The sequence below is a fragment of the Gordonia metallireducens genome (genome assembly GCF_021245825.1).
Lineage (GTDB): Bacteria > Actinomycetota > Actinomycetes > Mycobacteriales > Mycobacteriaceae > Gordonia > Gordonia namibiensis.
In genome coordinates this window covers 1-16532 of the sequence record NZ_JAJQJP010000042.1, presented here as the reverse complement: position 1 = coordinate 16532, position 16532 = coordinate 1, and the positions used below count along the sequence as shown (strand labels likewise).

Here is a 16532-nt window from a genome sequence, read left to right as displayed (position 1 = left end):
GCGCAGCAGATAGGCGTCGAGGATCAATTCCCGCGGCCGACGGGCATTCGTTGCGGCCGCTGCTCCGGGACCTGATGACCGCCTACGAGAGCAGGCGCGCCGGGGAACAGCCCGAGTTCACCCCGCTCCCGATGCAGTACGCCGATGTCGCCGTCGAACGCGCCGAGGTCCTCGGAACCCCGGAACGGCCGTCGCCCGCGCTGGTCGAGGGACTGGAGTTCTGGCGCACCGAACTCCACGGCGCACCCGACCTTCTGCAACTGCCCACCGATCGTCCGCGACCGCGGGTGATGTCCAGCGCGGGAGATCATCTCGACGTCACGCTGGACGCCGAGCTGTCGGCCGGGCTCCGCCGCCTCGCGACGACTCTCGCCGTCACGCCGTTCGCCGTCTTCCAGTCGGCCCTGGCCCTCACCCTCGGCAAGCTCGCCGCGGTGGACGACGTCAGCATCGGCACCGCGGTCGCCGGACGCGAAGACCCGGCGGTAGCCGAACTGGTCGGCATGTTCGTCAACACCGTCGTCCTGCGCACCTCGCTGCGCCCGGACGACACCGTGCGGGATCTCGTGACCGCGGCACATCGTCGTTGCGCACGGGCCATGAGTCACGCCGACGTCCCCTTCGAACGCGTCGTCGATGCCGTCGCACCGCAACGGTCGCCATCGCATTCGCCGCTGTTCCAGGTGGCCTTGAGCGTGCAGCCCGACCAGTTGACCGAGCTGTCGCACTGGACGGGCTCGGCGGAACTGCTCGATGCGCGGGTGCCGGCGGCGAAGTACGACGTCACGGTCTCGGTGACCGAGCGCACGGACGACTACGAGGTCGAATTCGCCTATGCCACCGATCTGTTCGATGAGCCGACGATCCGGGACATGGCGAGCCGGCTGCGCCTGGTCCTGCGCCAGATGGTGTCCGCGCCCGACCGTGCCCTCGCCTCGATCGACCTGCTCGCGCCCGACTCGCTCCGCGCACTCGCCGCACCGCTTGGCGGCGTTCAGCCGGAGACGACCCTCGCCGAACTCATCGCACGGGGAATCGCCTCGGCCGATCCCTCCGCCGTCGCCCTGACGGCCGATCCTTCCGCCGTCGCCCTGACGGGTGACGGCCGGGCCGGTACCGGACGACTCACCTGGGCAGAGGTGGCGACCGCGACCCACCAGTTGGCCCGCCTCCTCGCCGACCGCGGCATCGGTCCGGGCGATGTTGTCGCCGTCAGCATTCCACGATCCCCACGGATGGTCCTCACCATGCTCGGCGTGGCGATGAGTGGCGCCGCCTTCGTCATCATCGACGCGCGGCTGCCGGTGCGCCGCCGAGCCGCGATGCTGGCCGACAGCCGCGCCGCACTGGTGATCACCGTCGACTCGGTGGTGGTCGCCGACCGTGCCGCCGACCCGGATGCCGCACCGCAGCAGCGTGACCTCGGTGTCGAGGAGTGGCTGCTCGACGACCTCGAGGTGGAGCTGAACCTAGCCGGCCGCCGGGACCATCCGGTCACCGACGCGGACCGAACCCGAGGCGCCCGCGTCGACGATCTCGCATACCTGCTCTTCACCTCCGGATCGACCGGGCGGCCGAAGGCGGCGGCGGTCACCCACGCGGGCCTCGCGGAGATGGTCGCCGAACAGCAGACCCGCCTCGGGGTGACCCGTGCGTCCCGCGTACTGCAGCTCGCCGCACCGGGTTTCGACGTCGCGGTCTGGGAGATCATCCTCGCGATCTGTGCAGGCGCGGAACTGGTGATCAGCCCGCCCGATGTGTTCGCCGGTCCCGAACTCGCCGACGTCATCACCCGGCACCGGGTCACGCACGCCTGTGCCACTCCGACGGCGCTCGCCACGATCGATCCGGCGGAGATCCCCGGCGTCGAGACGATGATGGTGGCGGGGGAGGACTGCCCGCCGGAACTCGTCGAGCGGTGGGATGCCGACGGCAGACCGCTGCTCAACCTGTACGGCCCCACCGAGACCACGATCTGGGTGACTCTCTCCCCGCCGCTGCGCGCGACGGCGCCGGTGACCATCGGCCGGCCGATCTCCGGGGTCGGGGCACGGGTTCTCGACGCGGGACTGCGCCCGGTGCCGTCCGGCGTCGTGGGCGAACTCTATCTCGCCGGGCGGGCGCTCGGACGCGGGTACCACGGGCGGGCGGGACTGACTGCGGGCCGGTTCGTCGCCGACCCGTTCGGGACCGGCACCCGGATGTACCACACCGGCGACCTCGTCTCGTGGACAGCGGATGGTCAATTGATCTACCACGGCCGCAACGACTTCCAGATCAAGATCCGCGGCATGCGGGTCGAGCCGGGGGAGGTCGACGCCGTTCTGGTCACCCACCCCGACGTCGAGCACTCGGTGAGTGTCGGGATGCCGACACCGGCGGGCGACACGGTCCTGGTCTCCTACGTGACGGGGGTGCCGGGGCGCAACCCCGCCCCCGAACAGATCGTCGACCATGCGGTCGCCCATCTGCCGGCGCACCTCGTCCCGCACACCGTCCAGGTTCTCGACGAGTTCCCGGTGACCCGCACCGGGAAGGTCGACCGGCGCGCGCTGCCTGCCGTCGAGATCTCGCCCGCACGCGAATACGTCGCTCCCCGAAGCCGTCTCGAGGCGGCGGTGGCGCAGATCTTCGCGGACGTGCTCGGACTCCAGACGGTCAGCGTGCACGACGGCTTCTTCGAACTGGGCGGCAGTTCGCTGTCGGCGACCAAGGTGACCTATCGGGTGGAACAGCACATCGACCGGCGGGTCCCGCTGGCCCTGCTGTTCGAGAATCCGACGGTGGCGAGCTTCGTCGCCGCACTGAGCACGGTCGAATCCACCGGCGCGGGTAGGGTTCTGACACCCCGGGAACGGCCGCACATGGTCGAACTGACAGGTGTCCAACGCGGACTGTGGTCGCTGAACCAGATCGACCCGTCGTCGTCGGCGTACAACGTGGGGCTCACCCTCGAACTCGACGGCCCACTCGATGTCTCGGCCCTGACCGGGGCGCTCGGCGACGTCATCGCCCGTCACGAGTCCCTCCGGACGCGCTACCCCTTGCACGAGGGGCGCCCGGTGCAGGTCATCATCCCGGCCGCCGATGCCCTGCGCGGCTTCCGGGTGGCCCTCGTCGACACCACCCCGGACCGCGTCGACGAGGAGATCGGTGCGGTCGTCGAACCGGGCTTCGACCTGACCGGGCCCAACGCGGTCCGCGCCGCGATCCTGCGGCTCGCCGCCGACCGTCACCTCCTCGTCTTCGTGGTGCACCACATCAATGCCGACGGCGGTTCGTTGCGGCCGCTGGCCCGTGACCTCACCACCGCCTACCGCGCCCGGATCGATGGGCAGGCTGGTCCGTGGACGGCTGCCGTGAACCCGGTGCGGGTGCAGTACGCCGACTACGCGATCTGGCACGCCGAACGACTGTCGTCCGAGGTGTCCGGCGGAATCAGCGAGGAGCAGGCCCAGCTGGAGTACTGGGAGCAACGCCTCGGGACGGTCCGCGAACCCGCCGTGATCCCGACGGACCGGCCGCGCCCCGTCGAACCCCGACACCGCGGCGATGTCGTCGACGTGAGCGTCCCACCGGAGACCGCGACGGTGCTCAAACACCTCGCACGCGTGAACAACACGACGCAGTTCGTGGTGATGCACGCAGCGCTCGCCGTGTTGATCGGCCGGCTCTCGGGCAGCGAGGACATCGTGATCGGCACGCCGTTCGCGGGCCGCGACGATCCGGCACTCGCCGACATGGTCGGCATGCTCGCGACCACGGTGCCGCTGCGTACCCGTCTGCGTCTCGACGAACCGTTCGACGCGCTGCTGCGACGCGTGCGGACCGACGACGTCGCCGACCTCGCCCACGCCGACGTCGCCTTCGACCAGATCGTCGACCACCTCAACCGCGCCGGTAAGGGACCGGCCCGCCGCGGCCGGCACAACCCGCTGTTCTCGGTCATGCTCTCGTACCAGAACCTCGACATCCCCGCGATGAGCCTCGACGGTCTGTCCGTTCGTCTGCGACCGCCGTCGGCCCTGGCGGCCAAGGTCGACCTCGAGATCATGGTGTACCCCGACGACCTCGACGGGGTGGACCGGGGCGGTGCGCTCGGTGGCCAGATCGCCTACGACACCGACCTCTTCGACCGTGCCGGAGCCGAACGGATCGCGGAGCGGTACCAGAACCTGCTCATCGACATCGCCGCCCGGCCGGGGACGCCGGTGGGCGACCTGTCGATCTGGGCCGACGGGCGGTCGGCGGAGGTCGTAGACGCCGAACAACCGCTGTACGAGCTCGTGTCCACGGTCGCGGCGACGGCGCCGGATGCGGTGATCGGCATCCCCGGGGCACCCTCGGTCACGTTCGCCGACCTCGAGGCCACCTCGGTGGCCATGGCGTTCTCCGTGCCGGACGAGGATCCGTCCGAAGCCTTGACGGTCGCGGTCACCACGCTCCTCGCCGACGCCGACCGGACCATCGACGAGGTGTTCGCGTGCATCCGCACCGCGGCGACGACCGCCCTGTCCGGAGGCGTGGACGCAATGCCCGGTGACGCGATGCCCGGAGACGCAATGCCCGGAGACGCAATGCCCGGAGACGCAATGCCCGGTGAACCCCGACGGAACCGGGTGGAACCCGCGTGACGTCGGACACCTCGGTTTCGCGCAGCGTCGGGGCGCGCACGTCCGCGGGGTCCACACAGCCGACGGCGCTGCGCAGGCTCACCTTCGCCGCGACCCACGCCGCCGACGCGGAGGCGATGGTCGGGGCCAACGGGCCGGTGACCTTCCGCGAGTTGCACCGCCGGGTGACGGTCGCGGCGACCACCCTCGCCGCGCGTGGAGTCGACCCGACCCCGGCGGTACGCGCGACGGTCACCGCGCTGTTGCCGCGGACGGGAAAGGCCCCGGCACAACTGGCGGCGACCGCCGGGGACGTCCTCGCCGACCTGGACCGCCGGATCGACGATGTCCTCGGCACAGGCGACGTCGAGTCGCTCCCGGGACTTTTCCGGGTGTCGGCACACCGGCGTCACGACGCCGTGGCGCTCACCGATCTCGACGGCGCGACGATCACCTACCGCGACCTCGACGACCGGACCGAACGACTGGCCCGTGCGCTCGCCGCGGCCGGCGCCGGGCCGGAAACCCTGGTGGGCGTGGCGATGCCGAGATCAGCCGATCTCGTCGTCGCACTGCTCGCGGTACTCAAGACCGGTGCGGCGTACCTGCCTCTCGACCGGACACATCCCATCGCGCGGTTGCGCACCATCGTCGACGACGCCGCGCCGGTGGTAGTCCTCGCCGACCCCAACACGGCGACCGCGTGGGCGGACATGCCCGCTCGCATCTCGACACCCGACGACCTGCTTGCCTGGGCCGAACCGCTCCCGGCGGCAGCTCTTCCCGACCGCGTCGGGGCCCATTCGAGTGCTTACGTCATGTACACCTCCGGTTCGACGGGTGTGCCCAAGGGTGTCGTGGTCACCCACGACAACGTGATCTCCCTGGTCGTCGCACTCGACGCGCTGGTCGAGAGCACACCCGACGACGTGTGGTCGATGTTCCACTCCTACGCCTTCGACGTGTCGGTGGGGGAGATCTGGGCAGCTCTGCTCGCCGGGGGACGTCTCGTCGTGCTCGACCACGCCACCACCCGTGCCCCGGATGACGTGGTCGAGGTGTTCGACCGCGAGGGCGTCACGATTGTGAACTTCACCCCCTCGTCCTTCTACCAGTTCGCGGCGGCGGTACGGCCGCCCCACGGCTCGGCGCTCCCGGAATCGGTTCGGCGCCTCCACTTCTCGGGGGAGCTCCTCGACTACGAGCATGTCCGCAAGTGGCAGGCCGATCGCACCGCCGACGGTTCGCCGACCAGACCGGGGGCAGACGTCCCAGGACCTCAACTCAACAACATGTACGGGCCGACCGAGACGACCGTCTACATGACGCGACGTGAGCTGACCCGCGGATTCGTCGACGCAGCAACGGCTTCCGACATCGGTGCGCCTCTGCTGGGTTCCCGTGTGCACGTCCTCGACGGCCGGCTCGCGCCGCTTCCCGACGGAGTGCCCGGCGAACTGTACGTCTCGGGCCTCCAGGTCACCCGGGGCTTCCTGCGGCGCCACGGTCTGACGGCGACCCGCTACGTCGCCGACCCGTTCGGTCCGCCGGGCAGCCGGATGTACCGGACCGGCGACGTCGGTGTCGCCCGCAACGGATCGATCGAATTCGTCGGCCGGCGCGACGGACAGGTGAAGCTGCGCGGTTTCCGCATCGAGCTCGGCGAGGTCGAGTCGGCGATGTCCGCGGTCGACGGCATGGACGCGGCCGGCGCCGACATCCGGATGCGCGGCGACACCGAGCATCTCGTCGGCTACCTCGTTCCCACGGCCGGCAAGACGCCGGACGAGGCGACCGTCCGCGAACGGCTCGCCGCCGCGCTGCCGGAGTACATGGTGCCGACCCTGTTCGTGTGGCTCGACGCGCTGCCGCTCACGGTCAACGGCAAGCTCGACCGCGCGGTCCTGCCCGAACCGGACGCCACCGACGACAAAGAAACCCACGAACCGCCCGCCACGCCCACCGAGGAGCGGCTCGCCGGCCTCCTCGCGGAGATCCTCGGCGAGAACGAGATCAGTGTCACCGCATCACTGTTCGACCTCGGCGGCAACTCGCTCACCGCGACCCGCGTCGCGGCGCGCGCCGCCGAGGACTTCGGGACCACGGTGGCAGCACGCGATCTGTTCACGACCCCCTCGGTCCGCGGACTCGCCGCGGCGATCGACGCGCGCCTCGCCGAGGGTGACGAACAGGGGTCCGCGCGACCGCCGTTGCGTCCGGTGGAGCGGACCGGCCCGCTCCCGCTGTCACCTGCCCAGCGACGGATCTGGTTCCTGGAGACCATGAACCCGGGCGGACCGGCCTATCTCATCCCGGCGGTCCTGCGCCTGCGCGGCCGGTCCACCGCCGACCTGCCCGGCCCACGCCTGGAACCCGCTTCCGTGGCCGCGGCGCTCGATGACCTCATCGCCCGCCATGAGACGTTGCGCACGCGGTTCGTCGCCGTCGACGGCGTTCCGCAGCAGATCGTCGACGACCCCGACACCGCCCGGCACGACGCGCGGGTGGATCCGCCGATCGACATGCGCGGCTCCGGATCTGCCGGGTCGACCGCGACCGTCGCCGACATCGTCACGCGCGGTTTCGACCTCGAACGGGAAGCACCGGTGCGCGCGCGCCTCATCCGGGTCGCCGACGACGAGTGGGTGCTCGTCCTGGTCGTCCATCACATCATCGGCGACGGCGGGTCGATGGCGCCGCTGGTGGCCGACTTCGTCGAGGCCTACCAGGCGCGGCAGTCCGGTCATGCGCCCGAATGGTCCCCGTTGCCGGTGCATTACGCCGACTATGCGGTGTGGCAGCACGAGATCCTCGGTGATCTCACCGACCCTCAGTCGCTCGCGGCACGCCAACTCGGTTACTGGAGAACGCAACTCGCCGACGCCCCGGAACTCACCGATCTGCCGCTGGATCGCCCGCGGGCGGCTCTGCGCGACGAGAGCGGTGCGGAACTGTCCACGGTGATCGATGCAGCGACCTGGTCACGCCTGCGCGAGCTCGCCGACCGGCACGACGCGACCATGTTCATGTGCGTGCACGCGCTTCTCGCGGTCACCCTCCTGCGGTCGGGAAGCAGCACCGATCTGGTGATCGGCACACCGGTGGAGGGACGCGGCGACCGTCGGCTCGACGGCCTCATCGGGATGTTCGTGAACACCCTCGCGCTGCGCACGCCCCTACGCCGCGATGCGGACTTCGCCACGGTCCTCGCTGCCTGCCGCGACACCGACATCGCCGCACTCGATCACGCCGACCTGCCCTTCGAGACGGTCGTGGAGGAGGTGACGACCGCCCGCAGCACCGCACACCCGCCGCTGTTCCAGGTGGCGCTCGCCTTCCAGAACACCGACCGGCCGACGGTCGAACTCCCCGGTCTGGTCGTCTCCGAACTCGAGGCCCCGGTCACCAGCGCCAAGGTCGACCTGCAGGTGACCGTCGTCGACCCGCCCGGTCGACCCCGCGACGAGGACACCCCGGTCGTGATCACCTATGCGACGGCGCTGTTCGACACCGACACCGTCGCCGATCTGGCGCGTCGTCTGCTGTCCGTCGCGCACGCGGTCGTCGAATCGCCGCAGACCCCGATCGGTGACCTCCCGACCGGGGCGCCCGACGACGCCCCGGCGCTCCTGAGCTCACCGGCTCTGGCCGAGTCGAAGGTCACGCTGCCCGGGTTGTTCGACGCCGCGGTGGCCCGCAACCCCGACGGTGTCGCGGTCACCGACGGTGACACCACGCTGACCTACGCCGACCTCGACGCCGCCACCGGGCTGGTCGCCGCGGAACTGCGGTCGCGGGGCGCACGACCGGGTGCGGTGATCGCGCTGGCCGTGCCGCGATCGTTGTCCGGCACGGTGGCATTCTGGGCCATCGCCCGTACCGGCGCCGCGGTCGGACTCATCGACCCGTCGCAGCCCGCCGAACGCATCCGGTACATGACCGGCACGCTGGCCGCGCAGCTCGGCGTCACGAGTTCGGCGGCCGGTGCGCCGGGCTCCTCGGACACACGGGCCGAGGCCGACGACGGCACGACCTGGCTCCTCGTCGACGACCTCGTCGACCTGACCGATCCCACCCGGTGGGTATCGCAGCCGGTTGCCCTCGACGACCCGGTGCCCGACGGTCGTATCGACGACACCGCCTACGTCATCTTCACCTCGGGCTCGACCGGGCGACCCAAGGGCGTCGCGGTCTCGCACCTCGGGCTCGCGGATCTGGTCGCCGACGCCCGGTCCCGGTTCGACCTGAGCCCTGAGTCACGGGTACTGCGTTTTGCCGCACCGGGATTCGACGCCTCGGTGTTCGAGACCCTCGTCGCGGTTGCCGAGGCCTCGACGATGGTCGTGGTGCCGCCGGGTGTCACCGGCGGCCGCGAACTGGCGTCGGTCATCGCCGACGAGTCCGTCTCGCACCTGACGATCACGCCGAGTGCACTGGCCACGGTGCCCGCCGCCGAGGCGTTCCCCGACCTCCGGGTGGTGTGCGTCGCCGGCGACGCCTGCTCACCCGAGCTCGTCCGCACCTGGTCGGACGGGCGTGCGATGTACAACCTCTACGGGCCCACCGAGGCGACGATCTGGTCGACCGCCTCCGCCGCGATGCGTCCGGGACAACCCGTCACCATCGGCGGACCCATCGCGGGTGTGGGTGTGCTCGTCCTCGACGCGCGACTCCATCCGGTCCCGCCCGGCGTCGCGGGCGAGCTGTATCTCGTCGGCCCGGCGCTGGCCGTCGGCTACCTGAACCAAACCGGGCTGACCGCCGAGCGTTTCGTCGCCGCACCGTTCGGGCGGCCGGGCGAGCGGATGTACCGGACCGGTGACCTCGTCCGCCGACGCCGCCGGAACGGCCGATGGGAACTCGACTTCCTCGGCCGCAGCGATTTCCAGGTGAAGATCCGCGGATTCCGGATCGAGACGGGCGAGATCGACGCCGTCCTGGAAAGCTCCGCCGCGGTCGACTTCTCGACCACCGCCGGTATCGCGCACCCGACGTCGGGTGAGACCGTGCTGGTGTCCTGGGTCCACGGCAGCGACGGCGCGGCCGTCGACGTGCCGGCGCTGACCGCCCACGCGGCCCGGCATCTGCCTGCGCACATGGTGCCGACCGCGATCGTCCCGCTCGACGAGATCCCCCTCGCGGCGACCGGCAAACTCGACCGCGCCGCACTGCCGGCACCCGAGTTCTCGAGTGGCGTCCACCTCGAACCGCGCACCGATACCGAACGCGCGGTCGCGGCGGTCTTCGCCGAGGTCCTCGGCATGGAGGGCGCGGACGGCGACCCGGGCGTCTCGGCGCTCGACTCGTTCTTCGATCTCGGCGGTACGTCGCTGTCCGCGACCCGGGTGGTCGCCCGCATCGGCGCGGAGTTCGGTGTCGAGATCGGGGTGCGGGTGATCTTCGAGGCCCCGACCGTCGAGGCCCTCGCGACGCTGCTCGATACCGGCGGGATCGATGGTCGCGCAATCGGTCCCGTGCCCGGCGTGGTGGCGCGACCCGAGCCGGTCCCGTTGTCCTACGCCCAGCGGCGGATGTGGTTCCTCAACCAGTTCGACCCGGGCTCTGCCGCCTACGTGATCCCCATCGTCGTGCGACTGCACGGCGACCTCGACGTGGACGCGATGCACGAGGCGATCAACGACGTGGCCGAGCGGCACGAAGTGCTCCGCACGATCTATCCCACCGATCCGGGAGCAACGGACGCAGCCGAACCCATCCAGGTGGTGCGCAAGTCTCACCCCGGCCTGGTCCCGGTCGGACACACCGTCATCTCCGGGGGCGCGCCGGACAGCCTGGTGTCCGAGGAGATCACCGCCACGATCTCACAGCCGTTCGACGTGACCCGCGATCTGCCTCTGCGTGCGCGGATCCTCAGCTCCACGGACACCGATCACGTGCTCGTGATCGCGCTCCACCACATCGCCGCCGACGGCGAGTCCGCGCCCATCCTCGCCCGCGAGGTCGTCGAGGCCTACGACGCACGTCGCAGCGGCCGGGCCCCGCGGTGGACGCCGCTGACCCTGCAGTACGCGGATTACGCGGTGTGGCAACGGCATCGGCTCGGAGATCCGGCCGAACCGGACTCGGAGATGTCACGCCAGTTGTCCTACTGGAAGCAGCAGTTGCGGGGGCTGCCGGATGTCCTGCCGCTGCCCGTGGACCGGCCGCGCACCGTCGAACCCGATGCCAGGGCGGCGACCGTGCGGTGGTCGTTGTCGGCGCCGGTGGTCGCCGGTCTTCGCCGCCGCGCCTCCGAGCGGCGCGCGACGTTGTTCATGGTCCTGCACACCGCGGTGGCGGCTGTTCTGGCGCGGCTGACGTCGACCGCCGAGATCGCGGTCGCGACTCCGGTCGCGGGACGTGGGCACCGCGTCCTCGACGAGCTGATCGGGATGTTCGTCAACACCGTCGTACTGCGCGTCGACGTGGACCCGCAGCTCACCGGCGGGGCCCTCCTCGACCGGGTCAAGCTGGCCGACCTGACCGCCTTCGATCACGCCGAGGTGCCGTTCGAGCGCGTCGTCGACGCCGTCGATCCGCCGCGCACGGAGAACGTCGAGCCACTGGCGCAGGTGATGCTGGTGCACGCCGCCGGTGCCGAGCCGGTAGTGGCCGGCGTGACCATGGGCGACCTGACCGCCGAGTTCGTCGAGATCGACGACACCACCGCGAAGTTCGACCTCACCATCGGTACCCGCGAGGGCGTCGACGGGACGCTCGCCGGGTCGATCACGTACGCCACCGCCCTGTTCGACCGGGACACCGCGGAGATGATCTCCTCCGCGCTGGAGTCCACCCTCACCGTTCTGGCTGGCGACCTCGACGTGCCGGTCGCGGACATCCCGCTGCTCACCGAGGCGCAGCAACAAGCCCAGTACGAGCTCGGACTCGGCCGCACCGTGACCCGGCCGCCGGAGACACTGGCGGATGCCGTGGTCGCCGGGTCTCGGATCTCGCCGGACGCGGTCGCGTTGCGCTGCGCCGGCCGGTCGATCACCCATCGGGAGTTCGCCGCCCGGGTGGCGGTGGTCGCGCGAGAGCTGATCGCCGCCGGCGTCGGCCCGGAAGACAGTGTCGCCGTGTGTATACCGCGATCGGTCGACCTGGTCGTCGCGATCCACGGGGTCCTTGCCGCGGGCAGCCAGTACGTCCCGGTGGCCACTGATGCGCCGGTGGACCGGGTGCGCTACATGATCGACACCGCGGGAGCGGCCATCGGTCTCGTCGCACCAGGCGCGGCCGGTCCCGATGCAGCGGACGACACGACGATCGGCGGCGTCGTGAACCAGGTGATCGTCGTCGATTCCACGACTCCGGTGGATCTCGACACCACCCCGGTCACCGACGCCGAACGGAGGGCGCCGCTCCTGGCCGATCACGCCGCCTACACGCTTTTCACCTCCGGGTCCACCGGTCGGCCCAAGGGCGTGACCGTGACCCACCGGGCCGTGATGAACCGATTGCTCTGGGGCATCCGGGAATTCGGCATCGGCCCGGACGACGCGGTCCTGTTGAAGACGCCGGCGACCTTCGACGTGTCGGTGCCCGAGCTCTTCACCCCGCCGATCACCGGCGCCCGGATGGTGATCGCACCCGACGACGCACACCTCGATCCACACGCCATCGCCCGGCTGATCGACGACGAGCAGGTCTCCACCGTGCACTTCGTCCCGTCGCTGCTGACGGTGTTCGTCGAGATCCTCGATCACACCGGGGGCGGGGCGCTGCCGAGCCTGCGACACCTCTACTGCTCGGGCGAGGCGCTGGCGCCGGCCACCCTCGCCGCGGTGCGCGCCGTCCTGCCCCGGGTGCGGGTCCACAATCTCTTCGGTCCGACGGAGGCCGCGGTGGAGGTCACCGCCGCCACCCTCGGCGATCACCGCGAGGTGGTGCCGATGGGTCGGCCGATCTGGAACACGCAGAGCCTCGTCCTCGACGATCGTCTGCGGCCGGTACCCACCGGTGTCGCCGGCGAACTGTATCTCGGCGGTGTCCAGCTGGCCCGGGGGTATGCCGGGCGCGCCGATCTGACCGCGGGCCGTTTCGTCGCCGACCCGTTCGGGCAGGGGGACAGGCTCTACCGCACCGGGGACCTGGTCCGCCGGAACCGTTCCGGCGAGCTGGAGTATCTGGGCCGCAGCGACTTCCAGGTGAAGCTCCGCGGCCAGCGGATCGAGTTGGGCGAGATCGAGTCGGTTCTCGCGACCGTCTCCGGGGTCCGGCAGGCCGCGGTCACCCTGGCGCGGGCCCCGGGCGGCGCGGAGCATCTCGTCGGCTACCTGATCGGACCCGAGAGCGCCGACAGCCTCGGCCGTGCGCGGGAGGCGGTGGCGGGTGCGCTGCCCGCCTACATGCGGCCCACGCTGTGGGTGACGCTGCCCGACGCGCCGCTCAGCAGCGCCGGAAAGCTCGACCGGAAGGCTCTCCCCGCACCGCATTTCGACATGCTGGTGCACACCGCGTCCGATGCGGAGCCGGCGACGGACACCGAACGGGTCGTCGCCGGGATCGTCGCCGCCGTCCTCGGCGTCGAACAGGTCCCGATGACCGGTTCGTTCTTCGCTCTCGGCGGCGATTCGATCGCGTCGATCCGCCTGACCTCGATGCTGCGGGCCGCCGGTTTCGGTCTCACCCCTCGTGACGTGTTCGGCGCCGCGACCATCCGCGACCTCGCGCGGCTGTCCCGGCACGAACCCGACGCGGTGCTCGACGAACTGCCCGGCGGTGGCATCGGGCCGGTCGCGCCGACGCCGGGCGTGGCGTGGATACTCGACCTCGCCGACGGGCTCGACGACATCGCCGACTTCTCGCAGAGCACGGTGCTGACCCTGCCGGCCGACATCGACGAACACGCCCTGCGCGCCGTGACCGCTGCGGTGGTGGCGGCGCACCCGATGCTCACCGCGTCGTTGCAGATCGGCGAGGACGGCGAGCCCGTCGTGATCGCCGGAGCCGGGAGCGCCGACGACGTCCTGGTCGAGATCCACGACCCGGTGCGGCCGGCCACCGGTTCTGCGTCAGCCACTCTCGAGGAGGCGGTGCGGGAGGCGCATCGACGGGCTCTCGGCGCCCTCTCACCCGAACGTGGACGACTCGTCGCGGCCGTGGGAGTGCGGGTCGCCGACGGCCGGGACACGGTCGGCCGGTTGGTGATCGCGATCCATCACCTCGGCGTCGACGCGGTGTCGTGGCCGACCATCGTGTCCGGCCTGGCCCGTGCCTGGTGGCAGTACCGCAGCGGCGACCAACCCCAGGTCACCGCCCGCGGGACGTCCTTCCGCCGGTGGGCGCAGGTGTTGTCCGAACTCGCCGACCGTGAGCGGGAGATCGACTGGTGGACCGAACAGTTGCCGTCGTCGACGGCCTCGGTGCTCGACCCGGTCCGAGATCGGTTGCGGACCACCATCTCCACGACCCACGTCGTCGAACCCGACCGCACCGAGTCCGTGCTGGGTCGGGTCGCGGATGCGTTCGGCGCCCGCGCCGACACCGTGGTCGCCACGGCCCTCGCCTACGCCCTCGCCACCGGAACGGCCGCCGGTCGACTCGGGTACGACGCCCGCACGGTGTCGATGCTCCTGGAGAACCACGGGCGCGAGGAGTCCGTCGCGCCGGGCGCCGACCTGAGCGAGACCGTCGGCTGGTTCACCTCCTTCGTCCCGGTCGGCGTCGAGATCCCCGAGGCCGGGACGTCACCCGGACGCGACCTGGCGACGATCCTCAAGTCTCTCAAGGACCGGCAGAAACGTATGCCGGACAACGGCATCGCGTTCGGTGCGCTGCGCTGGTCGCGGCCCGGGTCACCCCTGCGTGACCGCCCGTTGCCGCCGGTGACCGTCAACTACCTGGGGAGCCTGGCCGGTTCGGAGGACGACGCCGACACGGCGGCCACCGAGTTCCTCCCGGTCGGCGACGCGCCGGTGCTCCCGCCGTCGGTGACCGGCGGCATGACGGCTCTCGCCGCGCTCACCGCAACCATGGGGACGGTGCCGTCCCCGCGCGGGCGCTCGTTGCGACTGGATCTCTCGGCGCCCGAAGCGGTGCTCGGTCGCGACGTACTCGACGACATCGCCTCTCGATGGGATGCCGCACTGTCCTCGCTCGCCGCGTACGTGGAATCGGTGGGGGACCCGGGGCCCAGCGAGACCGACGTCATCGGCGGGGGAGTCTCGCAGACCGAGATCGACGATCTGGTCGAGAGGTACTCGGCGGGACGCTCCCACACCGCGCCGGCGATCTGGCCGCCGACCCCGCTGCAACAGGGGTTGATCTACGAGGCCGAACGTCTCGCCGGTACCCCTGGGTTCGACGTCGCTGAGTTCGACGGCGCCGGGCATCCGACCGACCCCTATGTCACACAGTCGATCATCGAGTTCGCCGGTGAGCACGCGCCGACCGCGTTGCTGCCGGCGATCCGCGAACTGCTGGCGCGCCAACGGGTCCTGCGGTCCGCGTTCACCCGGACCGGCGCGGGCCGACCCGTCGTGGTGATCCCACCGGCGGATCACGGGGTGGTGACGGATCCCGACTTCCGCGGCATCGACCTCACCGGAGCAGAGGTCGCGGAAGCGGCCGAACGCATCGCCGAACTCGCCGAACAGGATCGCATCAGGCCGTTCCACCTCGATTCGCCGCCGTTGATCAGGTTCACCGCCGTCTCGCACCACAGCATCGCCGGTCCCGCACTCACCGTCGTGATCACCGCGCACCACATCATCCTCGACGGGTGGTCCGGGCCGATCCTCGTCGCCGATCTCCTCGCCGCACATCTCGGCCGTCCCGCGGTCACCCCGGCCACCGACATGGAGTCCTACCTCGAGTGGCTGGATCGCCGAGATCGTGCCGCCGCGCTCGCCGCGTGGCAGAACGTTCTCGCCGGCGTCACGCCCACCGTGGTCGCGCCCCACCACGCCGCCCGCGCCCGCCAGGAGGAGCGTCGTCCGTACGAGATCGCCGCGCGCCTGGACGCCGCCGGTCGTGCCCGGCTGGAGGAACGGGTCCGGCAACTCGGCAGCACCACGAGCACCGCGCTCCACGCGGCCTGGTCGATCCTGCTGTCGCGACTGACCGGAGAACGACGCGTCGTCTTCGGCGAGACGGTGTCGGGTCGGCCGGCCGACCTCGACGGGGCCGACGCCATGATCGGTCTCTTCATCAACACGGTGCCCGTCGTCGCGGACGTCGACCCGAACCGGACGGTCGCCGATCTGGTGACGACGCTCCACGCATCCCGTGCCGGGCTTGTCGACCACCAGTTCCTCGGTCTGGGCGAGATCACCCGTGTTTCCGGGCATCCCGCGCTCTTCGACACCTTGGTGGTCTACGAGTCCTATCCCGTCGACACGGGAGCCGTGCTGGAGGGATCGCGCACGTCCGGGCTCGAGATCCGCGACGTGACCACCTCGGACGCGACCCACTATCCGCTGGCGCTCATCGCGGCCCCGGACGCCGACGAGCTGTCGCTCACGGTGAAAGCCGATCTGGTCGCCGTGGACGCCGAGGTCGCCGAGGTGATCGCGGCATCGCTGGTCGATCTCCTGCAGTTGCTCGCCGACGACCCCGCCACGCCCGTCGCGGCGCTCGATCCGATGCCCGCGGAGATGCGCGGCACGGTCGAGACGTGGTCTCGGGGTGCGGTGGTGGAGTTGGGGTGGGGTGGTCGTTCGGTGGGTTCGGTGGTGGCTGAGCGGGTGGGGTTGTCGGGGTCGCAGGTGGCGGTGCGGTGTGGGGATCGGGTGGTGTCGTATGGGGAGTTCGGTGGTTTGGTGGCGGGGGTTGCGCGGCGGTTGTTGGGTGTGGGTGTGGGGGTGGATTCTGCTGTTGGGGTGGTGATGTCGCGGTCGTTGGAGTTGTTGGTGGCGGTGCATGCGGTGGTGGTTGTGGGTGGGCTTATAAACATATACGAGCCCACGAGACTAG

General features: G+C 70.9%; 2 protein-coding genes. Both read left to right on the top strand.

Annotated features, from left to right (window positions below):
- Window positions 1-4634 (top strand): non-ribosomal peptide synthetase (locus LQD00_RS17100; RefSeq protein WP_232718328.1); only part of this gene is annotated, 4634 nt, incomplete at its 5' end.
- Window positions 4631-16532 (top strand): non-ribosomal peptide synthetase (locus LQD00_RS17095; protein WP_232718327.1); only part of this gene is annotated, 11902 nt, incomplete at its 3' end. The genes LQD00_RS17100 and LQD00_RS17095, both read left to right, overlap by 4 nt.